Below are 16,477 nucleotides of genomic sequence, written 5' to 3'. Positions count from 1 at the left end.
TTTGATTTGCCAGATGGCCAGTGATAGCCGCTGCACCATGGATTGCCAATCGCCGATGACGCCTGCCGATATCGAAAACCTCGCAACTCAAACGGTTGGCCGAATCCTGTAGGCACAACGTCTGGCGCCGAGGAGGATATGTTCTTCCCGCTCCACTCGCGCGCCAAGAACTATACGGAAGGCCTCCAGCTCAGAACGGCAGAAGCCGGAGCAGGCACATGCGGCCGCGCAGATGGGGCAATGATTTTCCACCAGCATGACCGAACCATCCTCGTCCTGCCAATGATCGGCCATATAGCCTTCCTGCGTGCGGATGGCGGCGAGGCTTGCGACGCGTGACGGCAGATCGGCGGCGAGGTCGATTTCGCTGCGATAGCGCCGAAGCGTTTCCGTTTCACGGGCGGAGATGACGGTGTCGACGGCGCCCTGCCCCAATTGGCTGACCATGGTCGCAAGCAAGGTGGCGGTCAGATCCGCATGGCCGTCGGGAAATTGCTTGTTGCCGTCAGCCGTCAGATGCCAGAGCTGGCGCGGCCTGCCCCTGCCCGCTGCCGCCTCCGCCACCGGCTCGACCAATCCCTCCTCCGCCATCTTCGTCAGCTGCTGACGGGCCGCCTCGGACGATATGCCGAGCGCATCGCCGACAGCCGCTGCCAGTTGCGGTCCCTCGGTTTTCAACAGGATCAAAATTCGATTGACGGGCGATTGACGCATTTTTCCAAGTTTTCTCTTGTTTTAATCCGACTGTCATGTAGTTTTCCAAACTATAACTTGGAAAATAATTAACCGCTAGGGAAAATACCGAGGATCCTCCGATGTCCAGCATCGAAAACACCGCTTCCACTCCCTCCTCCTCCGTCTTCGCCTTGTTCTCGCCGAAGCTCCTGTCCGCGACGCTGATGCTCGGCGGCGGCGTGACCCTTTATGCCGTCGAGTCCTATATTACCGCCACCATCGCCCCTTCGATCGTCCGGGATATCGGCGGCCTCGAATTATTCTCATGGATGACGACGCTCTTCGTCGCCGCCGGCGTACTCGGCTCGATCACGGTTGCAACCCGGCCGAAGGGGATGGGTCTGCGCGCCGTCTATATTGCAGCGGCGATCACATTCGGCATGGGAAGCCTGCTCTGCGCCGTCGCGCCGGCCATGCCGGTATTGCTCGCCGGCCGCGCCGTGCAGGGTTATGGCGCGGGCATGCTGTCCGGCCTTGCCTATGCCTTCATTCGTTTCGTCTATCCGGAAATACTCTGGCGCAAGGCGTCCACGCTCTATGCCGCCATATGGGGTATGGCGACGGTGCTCGGCCCGACGCTCGGCGGCCTCTTCGCCGCCGGAGGCGCCTGGCGCGAGGCCTTCATCATCCTCGTGCCGCTGACCTTGATCATGTCGCTTTCCGCACGCTGGCTACTGCCAGACGTTGCGGATGATCGGGCTGACACGAGGACGCCGCTGGTCCAGATTGCACTGCTGCTTACTGCCGTCCTGTTCGTCAACATCGCCAGCACGATCGAGCATGGAGAGTCCAAGGTGGTGCTGATCACAGCTTCGATCGCACTCGTCGCGGTGATGGTGGCAATCGAGAGAAAGAGCGACACACGCCTGTTTCCCTATGGCGCCGTGATACTCACCAATCCCATTTCGGGGCTCTACCTCACCATCTTCACGCTCATGATGGTGCTGACGAGCGACATCTACATCCCCTACTTCCTGCAGACCCTGCATGGCGTCACGCCGCTGGCCTCCGGCTATCTTGTTGCGCTCGTCGCATTGGGGTGGACGATCGCCGCCTTCTTCAGCGCATCGCTTTCGGGCAGGCAGGCCGCCATCGCCATCATTGCTGGCTGCGTCTTGGAAACCGCCGCGACCGCATCGCTCATTCCCTTGCTGGCAACGACCACGCCTTTCGACGAGGTCGCCAAGTTTGCGCCCGCCGCGATCGCCATGTTCCTGATGGGGTTCGGCGTCGGGCTGGGCTGGGCGCATCTCGTGACCAGGATCATCGGCATTGCCAGCAGAACCGAACAGGACAAGGCCTCCGCTGCGATCTCGATGACGCAATCGCTGGGCGGCGCGTTCGGCGCAGCCCTTGCCGGCGTCATCGTCAATGGCGCGGGCCTGACCCATCCGGGCGGCATTGCCGGCAGCCTTTCCGCGGTGACCTGGCTTTATGCCCTGATGGCGATACCCGGCCTGATCGCCATCGCGCTGTCCGTCACGATCAAGCCAGCGTCAGCATGATCTTGCCAATATGGTCGCTGGTCTCCATCAGCCGGTGCGCCTCGACTACATCGTCAAGGGAGAAGGTCCTGTAGATGACGGGGGCAACCGTGCCTTCGTCCAGCAGCGGCCAGACCTGGGAGAAAAGGTCGTCGCGAATGGCGCGCTTCTCCTCGGCCGTGCGCGGGCGCATGGTCGAGCCGGTCACGGTCAATCGCTTCACCATGACCGGCGCCAGATTGACCTTGTCGGCAACTGCACCGCCCAGGAAAGCGATGATCGAAAGGCAGCCGTCGCGCGCCAGAGAAGCGAGATTCTTTTCCAGATAGGCCGCGCCGATCATGTCGAGAATGACATCGACGCCCTGATCCGTCTCCGCCGCGATGACTTCGGCGAAATCCTCTTCTCTATAGTTGATTGCCCGCTTTGCGCCGAGCTTCTCGCACGCCTCGCACTTTTCCTTCGAACCGGCCGTGGTGTAGACCGTCGCGCCGAAAGCGCGGGCGAGCTGGATTGCCGTCGTGCCGATGCCGCTGGAACCGCCATGAATCAGCACGCTTTCGCCTTCCGTGAGGCCGGCCATCTGGAAGAGATTGGCCCAGACAGTGAAGAACGTCTCGGGCAAAGCCGCCGCGCGCACCGCGTCATAGCCGTTCGGGAAGCGGAGCGCCTGGCCCGCGGGAAGCACGCAATATTCGGCATAGGCGCCGCCATTTGCGAGACCGCAAACCTTGTTGCCGATGGCAAATTCCGTCACGCCGGGCGCGACATCGACGACTTCGCCGGCGATTTCGAGGCCGAGGATGGGACTTGCATCCTTCGGTGCGGGGTAATTGCCCTGGCGTTGCGCCACATCCGGGCGGTTGACGCCGGCCGCCTCGACACGGACGAGGATCTCGCCCGGCTTCAAGACCGGCAAAGGCCTGCGGGCGATGGTCATGACCTCCGGCCCGCCAAAGGTCGGCAAATCCACGAAACGCATTTCAGATGGCAAGGGCATGGCGCTATCTCCTCTCCCAGTAAAGTAGTGGAGATAGTTTAGCGCAGGGCGCTTGAAAAGGATCGGGGACGGGAGGGCGTCAATTCGTCTCGGCCAGGCCGAGGAATGCGATGCCCGTATCGCTCTCCTTTGCCTTGGTCTTGATACCTGCAATGGAGGTGCTGACGCGGTTGATATTGTCGATCACCAGTCCTTCGGGCAGTTGCAGGATGCCTATGGAGCAACGCATCAGCGGGAATTCCGCCTCGGCGCCGCTGCGGTCGTGGCCGCGAATACGGCCGGCCGCTCGATCCTCGGCGGAATAGAAATCGAGAACGTCCGCGTGGAAATCGGCAAGAAGCCGGTCCAGAACCTCACGCAGCTCCTGCGTGCTCCAGCCGGTGACGCCGATGAAGAAATCATCGCCGCCGACATGGCCGAGGAAATGGCGCTCGGCAAAGAAATAGCGGCGCATCAGCGCCGCGAACAACGAAATGGCATGGTCGCCGAGATGGAAGCCATAGGCATCGTTGAACGGCTTGAAATTGTCGAAGTCGCAATAGCAGAAATGCCTGATCTCATCGCCGTCCCGGCCGGCATGCTGCATGAAATCGTGGATCGCCCTGTTGCCTGGCAGGCCGGTTAGCGGATTCTGATCCTGGGCGATCTTGAGCTGCTTCTCATTGATGACCTTGATGAGCGAGGCGGCCGAAACGATGCCGGCATAATGCGTGCCTTCCGTGACGATCAGGCAATCGCTGCTTTCCATGTTGGCAAAGATCGCCATCAATGTATCCGCATCGGAATCGAGGCCGACGATCGGCGCCATTTCGACGAAATGCGAGATCGAACGCTCGTAGACCTTGTTCTTCAAGAGATCGCGGCCGAAGGGCTGATAGATATATTCCTTCAGCTGGTATTCGTGGATGATGCCGCGTGGCTCGTCATTGGCATTGACGACCGGAAAGTAGGCGCGGCGCGGATTGCGGCGAAAAAGCTCGAAGACGCTGTCGATGCTGTCGCTCTCACGGATGGTCGGCAACATCTCTATCTGTTTGCGGATGAGAATTTCATCCAGCGACTGGCTGTTGCGCGCGGTCTTGCCCAGATGCCTGAGGTGCGGAAAGCTCGGCTTGAGCTCGTTGACGAGCACCGTCGGGCGGGCAATGAACCAGCCCTGGACGAGATCGACGCCGAATTCGCGGCAGGTCAGGAATTCCGCCTCGGTCTCGATACCCTCCGCGACGACGCGCGTGCCGAGGACATGGGCGATATTGACGAGATTCCTGAGGATATGGCGTTTGCGGGCACTGCGGTCGATGTCGACGATGAAGTGCCGGTCGATCTTCAGATAATCGACGGGATAATCGGACAGGAGCTTCATCTCGCCGTGACCGACGCCGAAATCGTCGATCGCCAGCTTGAAGCCTGCATTTCGCATCTTGGCGACCAGATCGCGAAACCCGGGCACGATGGTATTGTCGAAGCGCTCGGAGAATTCGAAGCAGACGGACGAAGGCGCAATCCCGGCCTTTCGCATGTGCTGCAGCAGGCTATCCAGCAATGCCGTGCCTTGCGGGATCAACCGGACATCCAGATTGAGGAAAAGGGTCGCGGCGGCGATATTGGGCAACGTGGCGAATTTCGCCAGCGCCCGGCTGGTGACCATCTGTTCCAAACCAAGAAGCTGGCCGGTCCGCTCGGCCTCGTCGAGGATATCGACCGGGCTGCTGAAACCGATACGTTCCTGTCCGCGCATGAGCGACTCATAGCCGAAAACGGCCCCAGTGCCGGCCTCGACGATCGGCTGAAATGCATTCTCGATAACGAGCTTGGCGAGAGTGACAATCTGGTCGCTGGCATATCGGCGCAATACGCCCGGCTCGACCGTGGCAGTCAGTGACATGCCCATCTCCACTTTGCGGATTCTGTTCTAATTTATTTGAGTAAAACTTTGGATTTACCGCGTTTTCGCCCCAAGATGCGCCATAAGCGTCAACGAAACCTTTCCCGTATGTGAAAGTTTCATGAATGGTAAAGCAATATTAACCATTCGTCAGGGCAGAAAGCAGCCGCGCCGGCAAGCGCCGCTGCTGTCACCGGCAGCTTGCGAGCTAGAGCGTTTCCAGGAAAAGTGCGCAGCAGTTTTCCGTCCGGAATGCGTAAAAACAAGAAGATAGAGCGCTTTCGCGATTCGAAGAAACGCGAAAATGCTCTAGTTATGCGTGTGCCGTTCCGCGTCGTAATCGGCAAACATGTCGGCGACGCAACGGCCGCCTTTTGCCGTGTCTCCGCCATCATTGGCCGCAAGCGGCACATCGCAAACGTCGTCGCGCTTACGGGCCGCATCCCACATGCGCAAGGCTTCCCGCACGACTTCGCTGCTTGAGGCATAGGTGCCGGTATCGACCGCTGCACGGATGCCAGCAGCCTGAAGCGGGGAGATGGAAACCGTTACCATTGGCATGATATTCCTCCCTTGACGTTGTTACGCGGAAACCTGGCTGGAAGCATGTTCCGCGGCCTCGACCAGTGCCTTCAGGGCATGTCTCGGACATGCATGCTTCCAGATGAAGGTACCGCCGTCACAACAACTCAACGCCGCTCCGCCCTATTCGGCGGAGAGACGAAGAGTAGCGCCGCTCACGCTCCTTGTCAAAAAGCAGCAGTTCGTTACCCCTTTTGGGAGATCGCCTACCGCCTGAGCACCAGACCGAAGGCCACCAGCGTCCAACCCTGGAAGATCAGATCGAATGCCAGGAAAAGGCCGAGGATCCAGAGGCTGTTGACCGGCCAGCCGACCGCGATGGCGATGCCGGCGACGGCGGTTGCAAGGCCGCTGATGACGATCCAGACCCAGCCGCGCTCCGGCTTCAGCTTGCGGCCGACCCAGACACGAAACGTGCCGGCGATGAGCAGCGCTATGGCGAGGAACAGCGTCAGGGCCTCAGAGGCAAGCAACGGATTGGCAAAGGCAAGCACGCCGGCAATCGTATAGAGTAGGCCACTGAGAACCCAGAATAGGATGTGCTCCCAGCCCCTCACCTGAAAGGCATGGGCCAGATGCACGATACCGCCGATCAACATCAGCATGCCGACATAATAGACCGAGGCGACGGTGGCGATGAACAGATTGCCAAGGGCGATGCCACCGCAGATCAGCAGCAATATGCCGAGCCCGACAAACCAGCCCCATTTGCTACGCATTGCGGATGGCGGGACTTCATCAAGAATATCGACCATGACTGCACCTCCTCCTCTTCCGAAGTATGGCACAGAAACGCGCCTCGGAAAGAGTTTGCGGATTTTTTGGCACGGATCGCCCGTTGCGTGATTTTTTTATTGATTGATCAGTCAATCAAAAATACACTTAGCCTCAGCCTTGGAGATTGACGCATGCCGAAAGTCGGAATGGAACCTTTGCGCCGCAAGGCGCTGGTGGATGCCGCGATGCGCGTGATCGGCGATCACGGCTCGCTGACCGTCACCATGTCCGAAATCGCCAAGCAGGCCGGCGTTTCCCCCGCACTTGCGCATCATTATTTCGGCAGCAAGGAACAGTTGCTGATCGAGACCGTGCGTGTGCATCTACAGCGGCTGCGCGACAGCGTCGTGACGGCGCTGCGGGCCGCCAAGACACCCCGAGAAAAGCTCTCCGCCATCATCCGCATCAGCTTCCAGGCCGACCAGTTCGCGCCGGAGACGATCGCCGCCTGGCTCGCCTTCTATGCCGAGGCGCAGCGGTCGGAGGAGACGCGGCGCTTTCTCGTCATCTACGCACGCCGCCTGCATTCCAATCTGGTCGCCAACCTCAAGCCATTGTGCCCGACCGGCGACGCCAGGCGGATTGCCGAGGGCGCGGCCGCCATGATCGACGGGCTCTATATCCGCCAGGGCCTCAGATCCGCGCCGATCAGCACCGAGGCGTCGATCGCACTGACCGAAGACTATCTGACGACCCATCTCAACGCGTTGAAAGGCTGAAAACCATGCTGACCGTCTGGGGCCGCAAATCGTCATCCAATGTGCAGGCACTGATGTGGTGCATCGGCGAACTAGGCCTTGCCTACGAGCGTATCGATGCCGGCTTCACATACGGCGTCAACGACACGCCCGAATTCCTGGCGATGAACCCGAACGGCACCGTTCCGGTGCTGCGGGACGGCGACGGCGAGCCGCTATGGGAAACCGGCGCCATCCTGCGCTATCTCGCCACGCAATATGGCGACGATGCCTTCTGGCCGAAGGACGAGCGGCGTCGCGCCCAGATCGATAAATGGGCCGAATGGGCCAAGATCAACATCGCCTTGAATTTCACCGGCCCGGTGTTCTGGCGCGTGGTGCGCACCGCCCCTGCCCTGCGCGATGAGAAGGCGATCGTTGCGGCTGTCGCGGCCCTCGGTGCGAAGCTTGACATCGCCGAGTCGCAGCTCGAACGGCATCGCTTCCTTACCGGCGATAATCTGACGCTTGCCGACATACAATTCGGGCATCTGCTCTATCGCTATTTCGACATCGACATTCAGCGCCCTGCCCATCCGCGGCTTGAGCGCTACTACCAAAACCTGACCGAACGACCTGCTTTTCAAGAGCATGTCATGGTGTCCTATGAAGAACTGAGGGTTCTATGATGCGCGCACAACCGAAAGCCTCGCATTTCATCGACGGAGAATATGTCGAGGACACCGACGGCACTCTTATCGAAAGCATCTATCCCGCCACCGGCGAGGTGATCGCCCGCCTGCATGCGGCAACGCCTGCCATCGTCGAACGAGCGATCGCCGCTGCCCGGCGCGCGCAGCCGGAATGGGCCGCCATGAGCCCGACGGCGCGTGGCCGCATCCTGAAACGGGCGGCCGAGATCATGCGCGAGCGTAACCGCGAGCTTTCCGAGCTGGAGACGCTCGACACCGGCAAGCCGATCCAGGAAACCATCGTCGCCGACCCGACCTCCGGCGCCGACAGCTTCGAATTCTTCGGCGGCATCGCGGCAGCCGGTCTCAACGGCTCCTACATCCCGCTCGGCGGCGATTTCGCCTATACCAAGCGCGTGCCGCTCGGCGTCTGCGTCGGCATCGGCGCATGGAACTATCCGCAGCAGATTGCTTGCTGGAAAGGTGCGCCAGCCCTCGTCGCCGGCAACGCCATGGTGTTCAAACCTTCGGAAAATACGCCGCTCGGCGCACTCAAGATTGCCGAGATCCTGATCGAGGCCGGGCTGCCGAAGGGCCTCTACAACGTCATCCAGGGCGATCGCGAAACCGGGCCGCTGCTCATCAACCATCCGGATGTGGCGAAAGTGTCCCTGACCGGCTCAGTGCCGACGGGCCGCAAGGTGGCGGCATCGGCCGCCGGCAACCTCAAGCATGTCACGATGGAACTCGGCGGCAAGTCGCCGCTGATCGTGTTCGACGATGCCGATATCGACAGCGCCGTCGGCGGCGCGATGCTCGGCAATTTCTACTCGACGGGCCAGGTCTGCTCGAACGGCACGCGCGTCTTCGTCAACAGCAAGATCAAGTCCGAATTCCTGAAGCGCCTGAAGGCCCGCACCGACGCCATGCTCATCGGCGACCCGATGGACGAGGCCACGCAGATCGGTCCGATGGTGTCCTGGGCGCAGCGCGAAAAGGTACTTGCCTACATCGAGAAGGGCAAGGCCGAGGGCGCGACGCTGGTGGCCGGCGGCGGCATCCCGAACAACGTCTCCGGCGAAGGCTATTACATCCAGCCGACCGTATTTGCCGATGTCACCGACGACATGACGATCGCGCGCGAAGAGATCTTTGGCCCGGTCATGTGCGTCCTCGATTTCGATGACGAGGCCGAGGTGATCGCCCGCGCCAATGCCACCGAGTTCGGCCTTTCCGGCGGCGTCTTCACCGCCGATCTCACCCGCGCCCACCGCGTCGTCGACCAGCTCGAGGCCGGCACGCTCTGGATCAACAGCTACAATCTCGCGCCGGTGGAAATTCCCTTTGGCGGCTCCAAGCAATCCGGCTTCGGCCGCGAGAATTCGCTGGCGGCACTGGAGCATTATTCGGAACTGAAGACCGTTTATGTCGGCATGGGGCCGGTACAGGCGCCTTATTGATGCAACCTCGGGGCTCGCCCTCGCCCTTCGAGGCCGCCTACGGCGGCACCTCAGGCCGCCTACGGCGGCACCTCAGGGTGAGGTCGAGAGCGACCAACCCAAGCACGGACGATGATCCGCCTCATCCTGAGGTGCTCGCCAAAGGCGGGCCTCGAAGGATCGGGGCGGCCACAGGGAGATAACCATGCAGCAAGCAGATTTCGTCATCGTCGGCTCGGGCTCGGCCGGCTCCGCCATGGCTGCGCGTCTGTCGGAAGACGGCAAGCATTCGGTGATCGTGCTGGAATTCGGCGGCAGCGACTTCGGCCCTTTCATCCAGATGCCGGCAGCCCTTGCCTGGCCGATGAGCATGGACCGCTACAATTGGGGCTATCTCTCCGAGCCCGAGCCGCAGCTCAACAACCGCCGCATCACCGCGCCGCGCGGCAAGGTAATCGGCGGCTCGTCCTCGATCAACGGCATGGTCTATGTGCGTGGCCATGCGGAGGATTTCAACCGTTGGGAAGAGCTCGGCGCTCAGGGCTGGGCCTATGCCGACGTGCTGCCCTACTTCAAGCGGATGGAGCATTCGCATGGCGGCGAGGACGGCTGGCGCGGTACGGACGGCCCGCTGCATGTGCGCCGGGGCGACGCCCGCAACCCGCTCTTCCACGCCTTCATCGAAGCCGGCAAGCAGGCGGGCTTCGAGGCGACAGAGGATTATAACGGCAGCAAGCAGGAAGGCTTCGGCTTGATGGAGCAGACGACCTGGATGGGCCGGCGCTGGTCCGCTGCCACGGCCTATCTCAAGCCGGCCCTCAGGCGGCCGAATGTCGAACTCATCCGCTGCTTCGCCCGCAAGATCGTCATCGAAAACGGCCGTGCCACCGGCGTCGAGGTGGAGCGCGGCGGTAGGGTCGAGATCATCAAGGCGAACCGCGAGGTGATCATTTCCGCCTCCTCGTTCAACTCGCCGAAGCTGCTCATGCTCTCGGGCATCGGGCCGGGGCAGCATCTGCGCGATATGGGCATCGAGGTAAAGGTGGACCGGCCGGGCGTCGGCGCAAACCTGCAAGATCATATGGAATTCTATTTCCAACAGACCAGCCTGAAGCCGGTTTCACTCTATTCCTGGCTGCCCTGGTACATGCAGGGGATCGTCGGCGCGCAATGGATGTTCTTCAAATCAGGCCTCGGCACGTCGAACCAATTCGAAGCCTGCGCCTTCCTGCGCTCGGCGCCCGGCGTCAAGCAACCCGACATCCAGTATCACTTCCTGCCGGTCGCCATCAGTTATGACGGCAAGGCGGCGGCCAAGAGCCACGGCTTCCAGGTGCATGTCGGCTACAACCTGTCGAAATCGCGCGGCGCGGTGACGCTGCGCTCCTCCGACCCCAAAGCCGACCCGGTGATCCGCTTCAACTATATGAGCCACGCCGAAGACTGGGAAAAATTCCGCCATTGCGTGCGCCTCACCCGCGAGATCTTCACGCAGAAGGCCTTCGACGACTATCGCGGAGCGGAGATCCAGCCGGGAGCAAACGTCCAGACGGACGATGAGATCGACGCCTTCCTGCGCGAGCATCTCGAAAGCGCCTATCATCCCTGCGGCACGTGCCGGATGGGCTCGAAGGAGGATCCGATGGCGGTGGTCGATCCCGATACCCGCGTCATCGGCGTCGATGGCCTGCGCGTCGCCGACAGCTCGATCTTCCCGCATGTCACCTACGGCAACCTGAACGGCCCATCGATCATGACAGGCGAAAAGGCGGCCGATCATATCCTCGGCAAGCCGCGGCTGTCGCGTTCGAACCAGGAGCCGTGGATCAATCCGCGGTGGGAGACGAGCGATCGGTAGGCAGCCGCCAGACAGCGCCGGTTTTAGCCAAATAACTTGCGGGATTTACGGAAAATCCGTATATTTCCGGCAAGGAGATTTATCATGAAAACGGTAACTGCCGCCGAAGCTTCCAAGAATTTTGGCGCATTTCAGGATGCGGCCATGCGCGATCCGGTTGTTATTACCAAGAACGGCCGACCGCGAACGGTTCTGCTCGCTTATGAAGACTATCAGCGACTGCTGCGACGAGATAGACAGGTCCAACTGACAGCAGATCTTTCAGAGGCCGATATTGCCGCGGTCGAAGCGTCCGAGATGGAAGCCGGGCATGAGCATCTTGACAATGAACTAAAGCCGCATGCTACCCGCTGAGGTGAAAGTCGGCTTCGTTTTTCGCTATTCTTATCTCTGGCATAGGGAGCGGCTGGAGGGGCGCGAAGAAGGGGTAAAAGATCGCCCCTGTCTCGTGTTGGCGCTTGTCATCAATGATGCGGATGGAAACAAGCAGGTTCGTGTTCTTCCCATCACGCATTCGCCGCCGGAGACTGCATCCATGGCCATCGAACTTCCTTCACCGGTCAAATTCCGCCTCGGTCTGGACGACAGACCCTCATGGATCATACTTTCTGAAAGCAACTATTTTGCTTGGCCGGGACCGGATATTCGTCCAGCAGACACGGATAGCGGTTATCTCGGGCCATTGCCGCCAAGTCTTTTTAACGAAGTGAAACAACGTTTTGTGGCATTGGCTCGGCAATCGGTGCATAGATCGGTTGCCAGGACGGAATAGCGTTGTCCGATTCCCATTGCGCTGAAGAGCAGCCCATGCCCCCTATCTACCGCAAATCCAAGCTGCTGCGCCGTTCCCGCGTTTTCTGGGGCTCGTTCAATCTCTGGCGGCCGCGCCTGGTCTTCTGGACGGGTGCTCTGGCGATCGGCGTGATCAGCGTCGGCTTTGCCAAGCTGGCGGATCTGGCGCAGCGCGCCTTTACCGGCGCGACCCAATCGGGCGAGTGGATGTGGCTGCTGCCGCTGCTGCTGACGCCGCTCGGTTTCGTGCTGTCGGCCTATATCGCGGCGACCCTGTTTCCCAATTCGCAAGGGAGCGGCATTCCGCAGGCGATTGCCGCACGGCATCTGCATCATGACGAGGATCGCACGAAACTGCTCTCGCTCAGGCTCGCTTTCGGTAAGATCGCGCTGACCATATTGGGGCTCCTAAGCGGCGCCTCGATCGGCCGCGAGGGGCCGACGGTACAGGTCGGCGCCTCCTTCATGCTGGCTGTCGCTCGCTTCAGCGGCATGGCGCAGGCAAAGGGGCTGATTCTCGCCGGCTCCGCTGCCGGCATCGCGGCCGCTTTCAACACGCCGCTTGCCGGTATCGTCTTTGCCATCGAGGAGATGAGCCGCACCTACGAATCCCGCGCCAATGGCCTCGTTCTGACCGCCGTCATTCTTTCCGGCTTGGCAGCACTCGGACTTTCCGGCAGCTACAACTATTTCGGCACGGCCGATGTCGCCCCAACGATGCTTCGGGATTGGATCGTCATGCTGATCTGCGGCGTTGGCGGCGGCGCGCTCGGCGCCACTTTCAGCGGGCTGGCGCTCTATGCCGGCATCCGCATCCGCCGCTGGGCGCAGCCGCAGCCACTTGGGCGCATGCTGATCCTTGCCGGCCTCTGCGGCCTTGTCGTTGCCGCCATCGGCGTGATGTCCGGCGGCCAGACCTTCGGCACCGGTTACGAGCAGGCTCGCGGCGCGGTGGAAGGGCATGCGCTGCCGCTGCTCTTCTTTCTCGAAAAACTGCTGGCGAGCTTCCTGTCGATGATCTCGGGCATTCCCGGTGGCATTTTCGCCCCGTCGCTGGCCGTCGGCGCCGGCTTCGGCAGCACGGTCGGCACGCTGGTCGGCGGGGGCGTGGCGCTTGCGGCAATCCTCGGCATGGCAGGCTATTTCGCTGGCGTGGTCCAGGCGCCGATGACCGCCTTCGTCATCATCCTGGAAATGACAGGCGACCATCAGGCCGTTATCCCGATCATGGCGGTATCGATGATCGGCTATGTGACCTCGCGGCTGCTGTCGCGCGAGCCGCTCTATCACGGCCTGTCGCGCGTCTTCATTGCGGCGGCTATTCGCGCCCGGCGCGCCATGGAGAAAGAAGCCGGCGAAGAACACGCCGCTCACTAAGCGTCAAAGTAGTCTCACGCAATTCCGGACAGCAAACCGCCGCTATATCTATGTCGATCTCGATCGGATGTTTGCGTTGTGGACGCTGCCGATATCCACTGAGAATTGGCATCGCATCCTGGCGAAGAGCCCCGTGCAGACGGCCCCGGCAATACTGTAAGGAATGTGGCGACCGGATAATCCCGGCCGCCACGGATCATTGCTACATCTTGCCCATGCTCTTCATGGCATTGTCCATGTGCATCTTGCAATCGTCCATCTTGTGGGCCTTCATGGAGTCCTTGGCCATCATCATTTCCTTGGAGGCCATTTCCTTCTTGTCCTTCATCATCGGGTCGGTCATCTTGTCCATGCTCGCTTGCATCTTCATCATCGATGCGTCGTCGCACTTCGTGGCCATCATTGTGTCATCGGCAAAAGCCGGAAGCGTGAAGGCGGATGCAAGAACGATGGCTACCGCAGTAATCTTCAACATGGTCTTCTCCTTGTGATGGGCATCATTGCCCGCAGTCAAACGTTTTCCGAACGGCTATATTCCCGCGTACCACTCGTAGCCGCGGTCCTCCCAGAACCCGCCCTTGCCACCCCAAAGGCTGGCGAAGCTGTCCTTGATTTCGATGCGCATCAGGTATTTTGCGTGCTTGTAGCCAAGATGCCGTTCGACTCTCAGTCTGAGCGGTGCACCATGAGCCACTTCGAGGTCTTTGCCGTTGAGCTGATAGGCAAGAATTGTCTGCGGATGAAAGGCGTCGATCAGATCGATGCTTTCGTAGTAGGTACCGCTGCCGTCGATCGTCTGCTCGAGCTGGTCGGCACAGTAGAACACGGCGTAGCGGGCTCCTGGCTTCAAGCCTGCACTCTGGAGGATAGGTCCGAGCGGTACGCCCGTCCATTTCCCGATGGCGCTCCAACCCTCCACGCAGTCATGTCGGGTAATTTGTGTGCGCGACGGCAATTTTTTCAGATCCGCCAATGAGAGCTCGACCGGATGCTCGACCAACCCGTCGATCTTCAATCGCCAGTCCGCAAAGCCCGTCGCCATCATCCGGGCATAGTCCTCGCTGTCGGGCTGGCTCGTGCCGTTCGGCCTGAAGGTCGGTGAAATGTCCGCCTCGGAAAATTCACGGGCAAGCTTGTCCTTGGGGACGAGAAGCCGCTGGCTTTTCATCGTCAGTTTTTCCGCCATCGCCAGTACATTTTGAACCTTGATGTTCTGGACGACGCCGTCGCAGCCGGTCAGGCCGATTGCACTCAGCCCAGCCGCTGATCCGATCAACAGGCGGCGTCGTGTGATGAAGAATGTCATTTCCGGACCCCTTCGCTTTCGATCCTGTAGCGGCCGGTGATCATCGAACGCATGTTGTTCCAAAGGCCGGAGAGGATGACCATGGCGACATGCACCAGAACGAAGAGCACGATCGACCAGGCGCAAATGAAATGGATGGAGCGTGCCGACTGTCGTCCACCAAAGACATCGAGCAGGAAGGGAAAACCGGCATCCATGCCCGGCGACATGGTCAGCCCGGTTGCGAGCATCAGCGGCAGCAGAATAAAGATGACGATCAGATAGGTGAGCTTCTGGAGGGCATTGTAGCGCCGCGCCTTTTCCCCCTTCGGGAAGCGCAGCCGCGCATGGTCGGCAATCTCCTGCTTCAGATGGCCGGGTGAGAGTTCTTCAGCGCTCGGTGCGAGATCGCGCCGGAAATGACCACCGACAAAGCCGTACAGCGCATAGATCAATCCATTGATCACGAAGAGCCAGGCAAAGAATAGATGCCACCGGCGGCCGGTCGCGAGATCCTGATAGCTCGGGATGGTCGCCCAGGTTGGGAAACCCCTCTCCGTCAGCTCGCCGCCCTCCCGCGAGACGCCGAGAATGCCTGTTGTCACGACGGACAGGCGACCGATGCGGAGGACACCGCGGGTGCTGTCCCCATCCTGGACGGACCCGATCGAAAGCCAGGATGGATCGGCATCGGCACCGTACTGCCCCCAATAGAGCGAGGGATGGGCATTGAATATCTGCAAGCCGCTCATCAGAAGCAGGCTGAGACAGATAACGTTGAGCCAATGGGTGATCCGGGTGACGAGTGAATGCCGTCGAATCAATATCTTCGTCGGGCCGGCCGGCGGTGATGTATCCAGGTGGTCCACGGTGGCCATGGTCGCTCCTCTCGCGCCAGCTACACGGCTGTGCTGCTAGGGAATACGAGCGATGAAGTGCGGTTGTTACAGGCGTGGCGAAATAATTTTTGGGGGCGAACCCCGCCATTCCGCTTGAACGCTCAGGGGCTACCCGGCCAAAGACGCCCGATCCACTCGGTCACAAAACTGTGAGCGTGTAACAAGTGGCGATTTCTTCACGAAGCCCATGATGAAGCCATTGGGAGAGAAGCGATGAAGCAACTAACAAGACTGTTGATCACCGGAGCAGCTGTGTGTGTCATGGCGAGTGTTTCGTATGGCGCATCAAGCGATAGCCGCTCCCTCACGGTTGTCGAACTCTTCACGAGCCAGGGATGTTCGTCCTGTCCTCCGGCGAACGCGAACCTCATAAAGCTCAGCAAGCGTGATGACGTCCTCACCTTGAGCTTCGCCGTGACATACTGGGATTATCTCGGCTGGAAGGACATTTTCGACAAACAGGAATTTACGGACAGGCAGGTTGCGTATGAGGCCCCGCTCCATCAGTCAGGGCCCTATACCCCTCAGATGGTCGTCAACGGAACGAGGACAGTCGTTGGAAACAACCTGGCCGATGTGACCCAGCTTCTGGCAACCGTCTCCCGCTTGAAGGGACCGTCCATTGCCCTTAGCCAGAGCGGCGCTCGGATAGGGGGCGGTGAAGCCCCGAGATCGGCAGCGGACGTCTGGTTGATCCGATATGATCCAAACCTCATCAATGTGCCGATCGCGCGTGGCGAAAACGCCGGCAGCACTTTGCCCCACACCCACGTCGTGCATGCGTTGAAGCATCTCGGGCAATGGGATGGAAAGCCTACCACGTTCGATTTCTCGAAAGCACCGGATGAGCTTCGCACCGCAATTCTGGTTCAGGAGCAACAGGGTGGCCCCATACTCGCAGCGGCAACCGACTGAATTGCCGCGATGCGGATCGAGATGTCGAGAGCCGTATCATCTCAACCAGGACAAGATACTTGAAGCGTGACGCGATCCTT

At 60.5% G+C, this 16,477-nt stretch carries 17 protein-coding genes; 9 read left to right on the top strand and 8 right to left on the bottom strand.

Features of this window, described 5'->3' with window-relative positions:
* Window positions 1-87: 87 nt before the first annotated feature.
* Window positions 88-714 (bottom strand): MarR family transcriptional regulator, encoded by a 627-nt coding sequence (locus CCGE531_RS05475; RefSeq protein ID WP_120663274.1) that lies wholly within the window; start codon window positions 712-714, stop codon window positions 88-90.
* A 101-nt stretch (window positions 715-815) separates the two neighbouring features.
* On the opposite strand from CCGE531_RS05475, the gene CCGE531_RS05470 reads away from it, so the two are divergent.
* The gene (locus tag CCGE531_RS05470; protein ID WP_120663273.1) at window positions 816-2,240 is read left to right on the top strand and encodes an MFS transporter; all 1,425 of its coding nucleotides are present in this window, start codon (window positions 816-818) and stop codon (window positions 2,238-2,240) included.
* Here CCGE531_RS05470 and CCGE531_RS05465 read toward each other — a convergent pair.
* The 4 genes from CCGE531_RS05465 to CCGE531_RS05450 all read right to left on the bottom strand — a co-directional run bounded on the left by CCGE531_RS05465 (window position 2,221) and on the right by CCGE531_RS05450 (window position 6,441).
* Window positions 2,221-3,219, bottom strand: coding sequence for an NAD(P)H-quinone oxidoreductase (locus CCGE531_RS05465; protein WP_120663272.1), 999 nt, complete (start codon window positions 3,217-3,219; stop codon window positions 2,221-2,223). The two genes, CCGE531_RS05470 and CCGE531_RS05465, sit on opposite strands and share 20 nt — an antisense overlap.
* 79 nt (window positions 3,220-3,298) lie before the next feature.
* Window positions 3,299-5,104: an EAL domain-containing protein gene (locus CCGE531_RS05460; RefSeq protein ID WP_120663271.1), complete on the bottom strand. Its 1,806-nt coding sequence runs from the start codon at window positions 5,102-5,104 to the stop codon at window positions 3,299-3,301.
* 309 nt (window positions 5,105-5,413) lie between these two features.
* The gene (locus tag CCGE531_RS05455; RefSeq protein WP_120663270.1) at window positions 5,414-5,665 is read right to left on the bottom strand and encodes a type II toxin-antitoxin system ParD family antitoxin; all 252 of its coding nucleotides are present in this window, start codon (window positions 5,663-5,665) and stop codon (window positions 5,414-5,416) included.
* Between the two features lie 227 nt (window positions 5,666-5,892).
* The gene (locus tag CCGE531_RS05450) at window positions 5,893-6,441 is read right to left on the bottom strand and encodes an HdeD family acid-resistance protein (RefSeq protein WP_120663269.1); all 549 of its coding nucleotides are present in this window, start codon (window positions 6,439-6,441) and stop codon (window positions 5,893-5,895) included.
* A gap of 153 nt (window positions 6,442-6,594) precedes the next feature.
* Between CCGE531_RS05450 and betI the strand changes: the two genes are divergently transcribed.
* From betI to CCGE531_RS05415, 7 genes are all read left to right on the top strand, one after another.
* Window positions 6,595-7,182, top strand: a complete 588-nt coding sequence (betI, locus tag CCGE531_RS05445; RefSeq protein WP_120663268.1) for a transcriptional regulator BetI — start codon at window positions 6,595-6,597, stop codon at window positions 7,180-7,182.
* A 5-nt stretch (window positions 7,183-7,187) separates the two neighbouring features.
* Entirely contained in the window at window positions 7,188-7,829 is a 642-nt protein-coding gene (locus CCGE531_RS05440; protein WP_120663267.1) for a glutathione S-transferase family protein, read from the top strand.
* Window positions 7,829-9,292: a betaine-aldehyde dehydrogenase gene (betB, locus tag CCGE531_RS05435; RefSeq protein ID WP_120666524.1), complete on the top strand. Its 1,464-nt coding sequence runs from the start codon at window positions 7,829-7,831 to the stop codon at window positions 9,290-9,292. Before CCGE531_RS05440 ends, betB begins: the two co-directional genes overlap by 1 nt.
* Before the next feature lie 184 nt (window positions 9,293-9,476).
* Entirely contained in the window at window positions 9,477-11,129 is a 1,653-nt protein-coding gene (betA, locus tag CCGE531_RS05430) for a choline dehydrogenase (RefSeq protein ID WP_120663266.1), read from the top strand.
* Between the two features lie 81 nt (window positions 11,130-11,210).
* Window positions 11,211-11,483, top strand: coding sequence for a type II toxin-antitoxin system Phd/YefM family antitoxin (locus CCGE531_RS05425; RefSeq protein WP_120666522.1), 273 nt, complete (start codon window positions 11,211-11,213; stop codon window positions 11,481-11,483).
* Window positions 11,470-11,901 (top strand): plasmid maintenance toxin (PemK-like), encoded by a 432-nt coding sequence (locus CCGE531_RS05420; protein WP_120663265.1) that lies wholly within the window; start codon window positions 11,470-11,472, stop codon window positions 11,899-11,901. Before CCGE531_RS05425 ends, CCGE531_RS05420 begins: the two co-directional genes overlap by 14 nt.
* Before the next feature lie 35 nt (window positions 11,902-11,936).
* Window positions 11,937-13,298, top strand: coding sequence for a chloride channel protein (locus CCGE531_RS05415; RefSeq protein WP_120666520.1), 1,362 nt, complete (start codon window positions 11,937-11,939; stop codon window positions 13,296-13,298).
* 202 nt (window positions 13,299-13,500) lie between these two features.
* On the opposite strand, the gene CCGE531_RS05410 is transcribed toward CCGE531_RS05415, so the two are convergent.
* From CCGE531_RS05410 to CCGE531_RS05400, 3 genes are read right to left on the bottom strand one after another with little or no spacing between them, the layout of a single operon-like run.
* A complete protein-coding gene (locus tag CCGE531_RS05410) occupies window positions 13,501-13,773 on the bottom strand; it encodes a hypothetical protein (protein ID WP_120666519.1) in 273 nt (90 codons plus the stop codon).
* A 54-nt stretch (window positions 13,774-13,827) separates the two neighbouring features.
* Window positions 13,828-14,604 (bottom strand): molybdopterin-binding protein, encoded by a 777-nt coding sequence (locus tag CCGE531_RS05405; RefSeq protein WP_120663264.1) that lies wholly within the window; start codon window positions 14,602-14,604, stop codon window positions 13,828-13,830.
* Window positions 14,601-15,461 (bottom strand): cytochrome b/b6 domain-containing protein, encoded by an 861-nt coding sequence (locus CCGE531_RS05400; RefSeq protein ID WP_120663263.1) that lies wholly within the window; start codon window positions 15,459-15,461, stop codon window positions 14,601-14,603. Before CCGE531_RS05400 ends, CCGE531_RS05405 begins: the two co-directional genes overlap by 4 nt.
* Before the next feature lie 282 nt (window positions 15,462-15,743).
* On the opposite strand from CCGE531_RS05400, the gene CCGE531_RS05395 reads away from it, so the two are divergent.
* Entirely contained in the window at window positions 15,744-16,397 is a 654-nt protein-coding gene (locus CCGE531_RS05395; RefSeq protein ID WP_245458991.1) for a DUF1223 domain-containing protein, read from the top strand.
* The last annotated feature ends 80 nt before the right edge of the window (window positions 16,398-16,477 follow it).

It is taken from the genome of Rhizobium sp. CCGE531 (assembly GCF_003627795.1).
In the GTDB taxonomy this organism is placed as follows: domain Bacteria; phylum Pseudomonadota; class Alphaproteobacteria; order Rhizobiales; family Rhizobiaceae; genus Rhizobium.
This window is presented reverse-complemented; position numbering and strand designations above follow the sequence as displayed.

Bases quoted from the DNA above. Each gene is read 5' to 3' on its own strand.
- CCGE531_RS05475 (WP_120663274.1), bottom strand. From the start codon at position 714: ATGCGTCAATCGCCCGTCAATCGAATTTTGATCCTGTTGAAAACCGAG.
- CCGE531_RS05470 (WP_120663273.1), top strand. From the start codon at position 816: ATGTCCAGCATCGAAAACACCGCTTCCACTCCCTCCTCCTCCGTCTTC.
- CCGE531_RS05465 (WP_120663272.1), bottom strand. From the start codon at position 3,219: ATGCCCTTGCCATCTGAAATGCGTTTCGTGGATTTGCCGACCTTTGGC.
- CCGE531_RS05460 (WP_120663271.1), bottom strand. From the start codon at position 5,104: ATGTCACTGACTGCCACGGTCGAGCCGGGCGTATTGCGCCGATATGCC.
- CCGE531_RS05455 (WP_120663270.1), bottom strand. From the start codon at position 5,665: ATGCCAATGGTAACGGTTTCCATCTCCCCGCTTCAGGCTGCTGGCATC.
- CCGE531_RS05450 (WP_120663269.1), bottom strand. From the start codon at position 6,441: ATGGTCGATATTCTTGATGAAGTCCCGCCATCCGCAATGCGTAGCAAA.
- betI (WP_120663268.1), top strand. From the start codon at position 6,595: ATGCCGAAAGTCGGAATGGAACCTTTGCGCCGCAAGGCGCTGGTGGAT.
- CCGE531_RS05440 (WP_120663267.1), top strand. From the start codon at position 7,188: ATGCTGACCGTCTGGGGCCGCAAATCGTCATCCAATGTGCAGGCACTG.
- betB (WP_120666524.1), top strand. From the start codon at position 7,829: ATGCGCGCACAACCGAAAGCCTCGCATTTCATCGACGGAGAATATGTC.
- betA (WP_120663266.1), top strand. From the start codon at position 9,477: ATGCAGCAAGCAGATTTCGTCATCGTCGGCTCGGGCTCGGCCGGCTCC.
- CCGE531_RS05420 (WP_120663265.1), top strand. From the start codon at position 11,470: ATGCTACCCGCTGAGGTGAAAGTCGGCTTCGTTTTTCGCTATTCTTAT.
- CCGE531_RS05415 (WP_120666520.1), top strand. From the start codon at position 11,937: ATGCCCCCTATCTACCGCAAATCCAAGCTGCTGCGCCGTTCCCGCGTT.
- CCGE531_RS05410 (WP_120666519.1), bottom strand. From the start codon at position 13,773: ATGTTGAAGATTACTGCGGTAGCCATCGTTCTTGCATCCGCCTTCACG.
- CCGE531_RS05405 (WP_120663264.1), bottom strand. From the start codon at position 14,604: ATGACATTCTTCATCACACGACGCCGCCTGTTGATCGGATCAGCGGCT.
- CCGE531_RS05400 (WP_120663263.1), bottom strand. From the start codon at position 15,461: ATGGCCACCGTGGACCACCTGGATACATCACCGCCGGCCGGCCCGACG.
- CCGE531_RS05395 (WP_245458991.1), top strand. From the start codon at position 15,744: ATGGCGAGTGTTTCGTATGGCGCATCAAGCGATAGCCGCTCCCTCACG.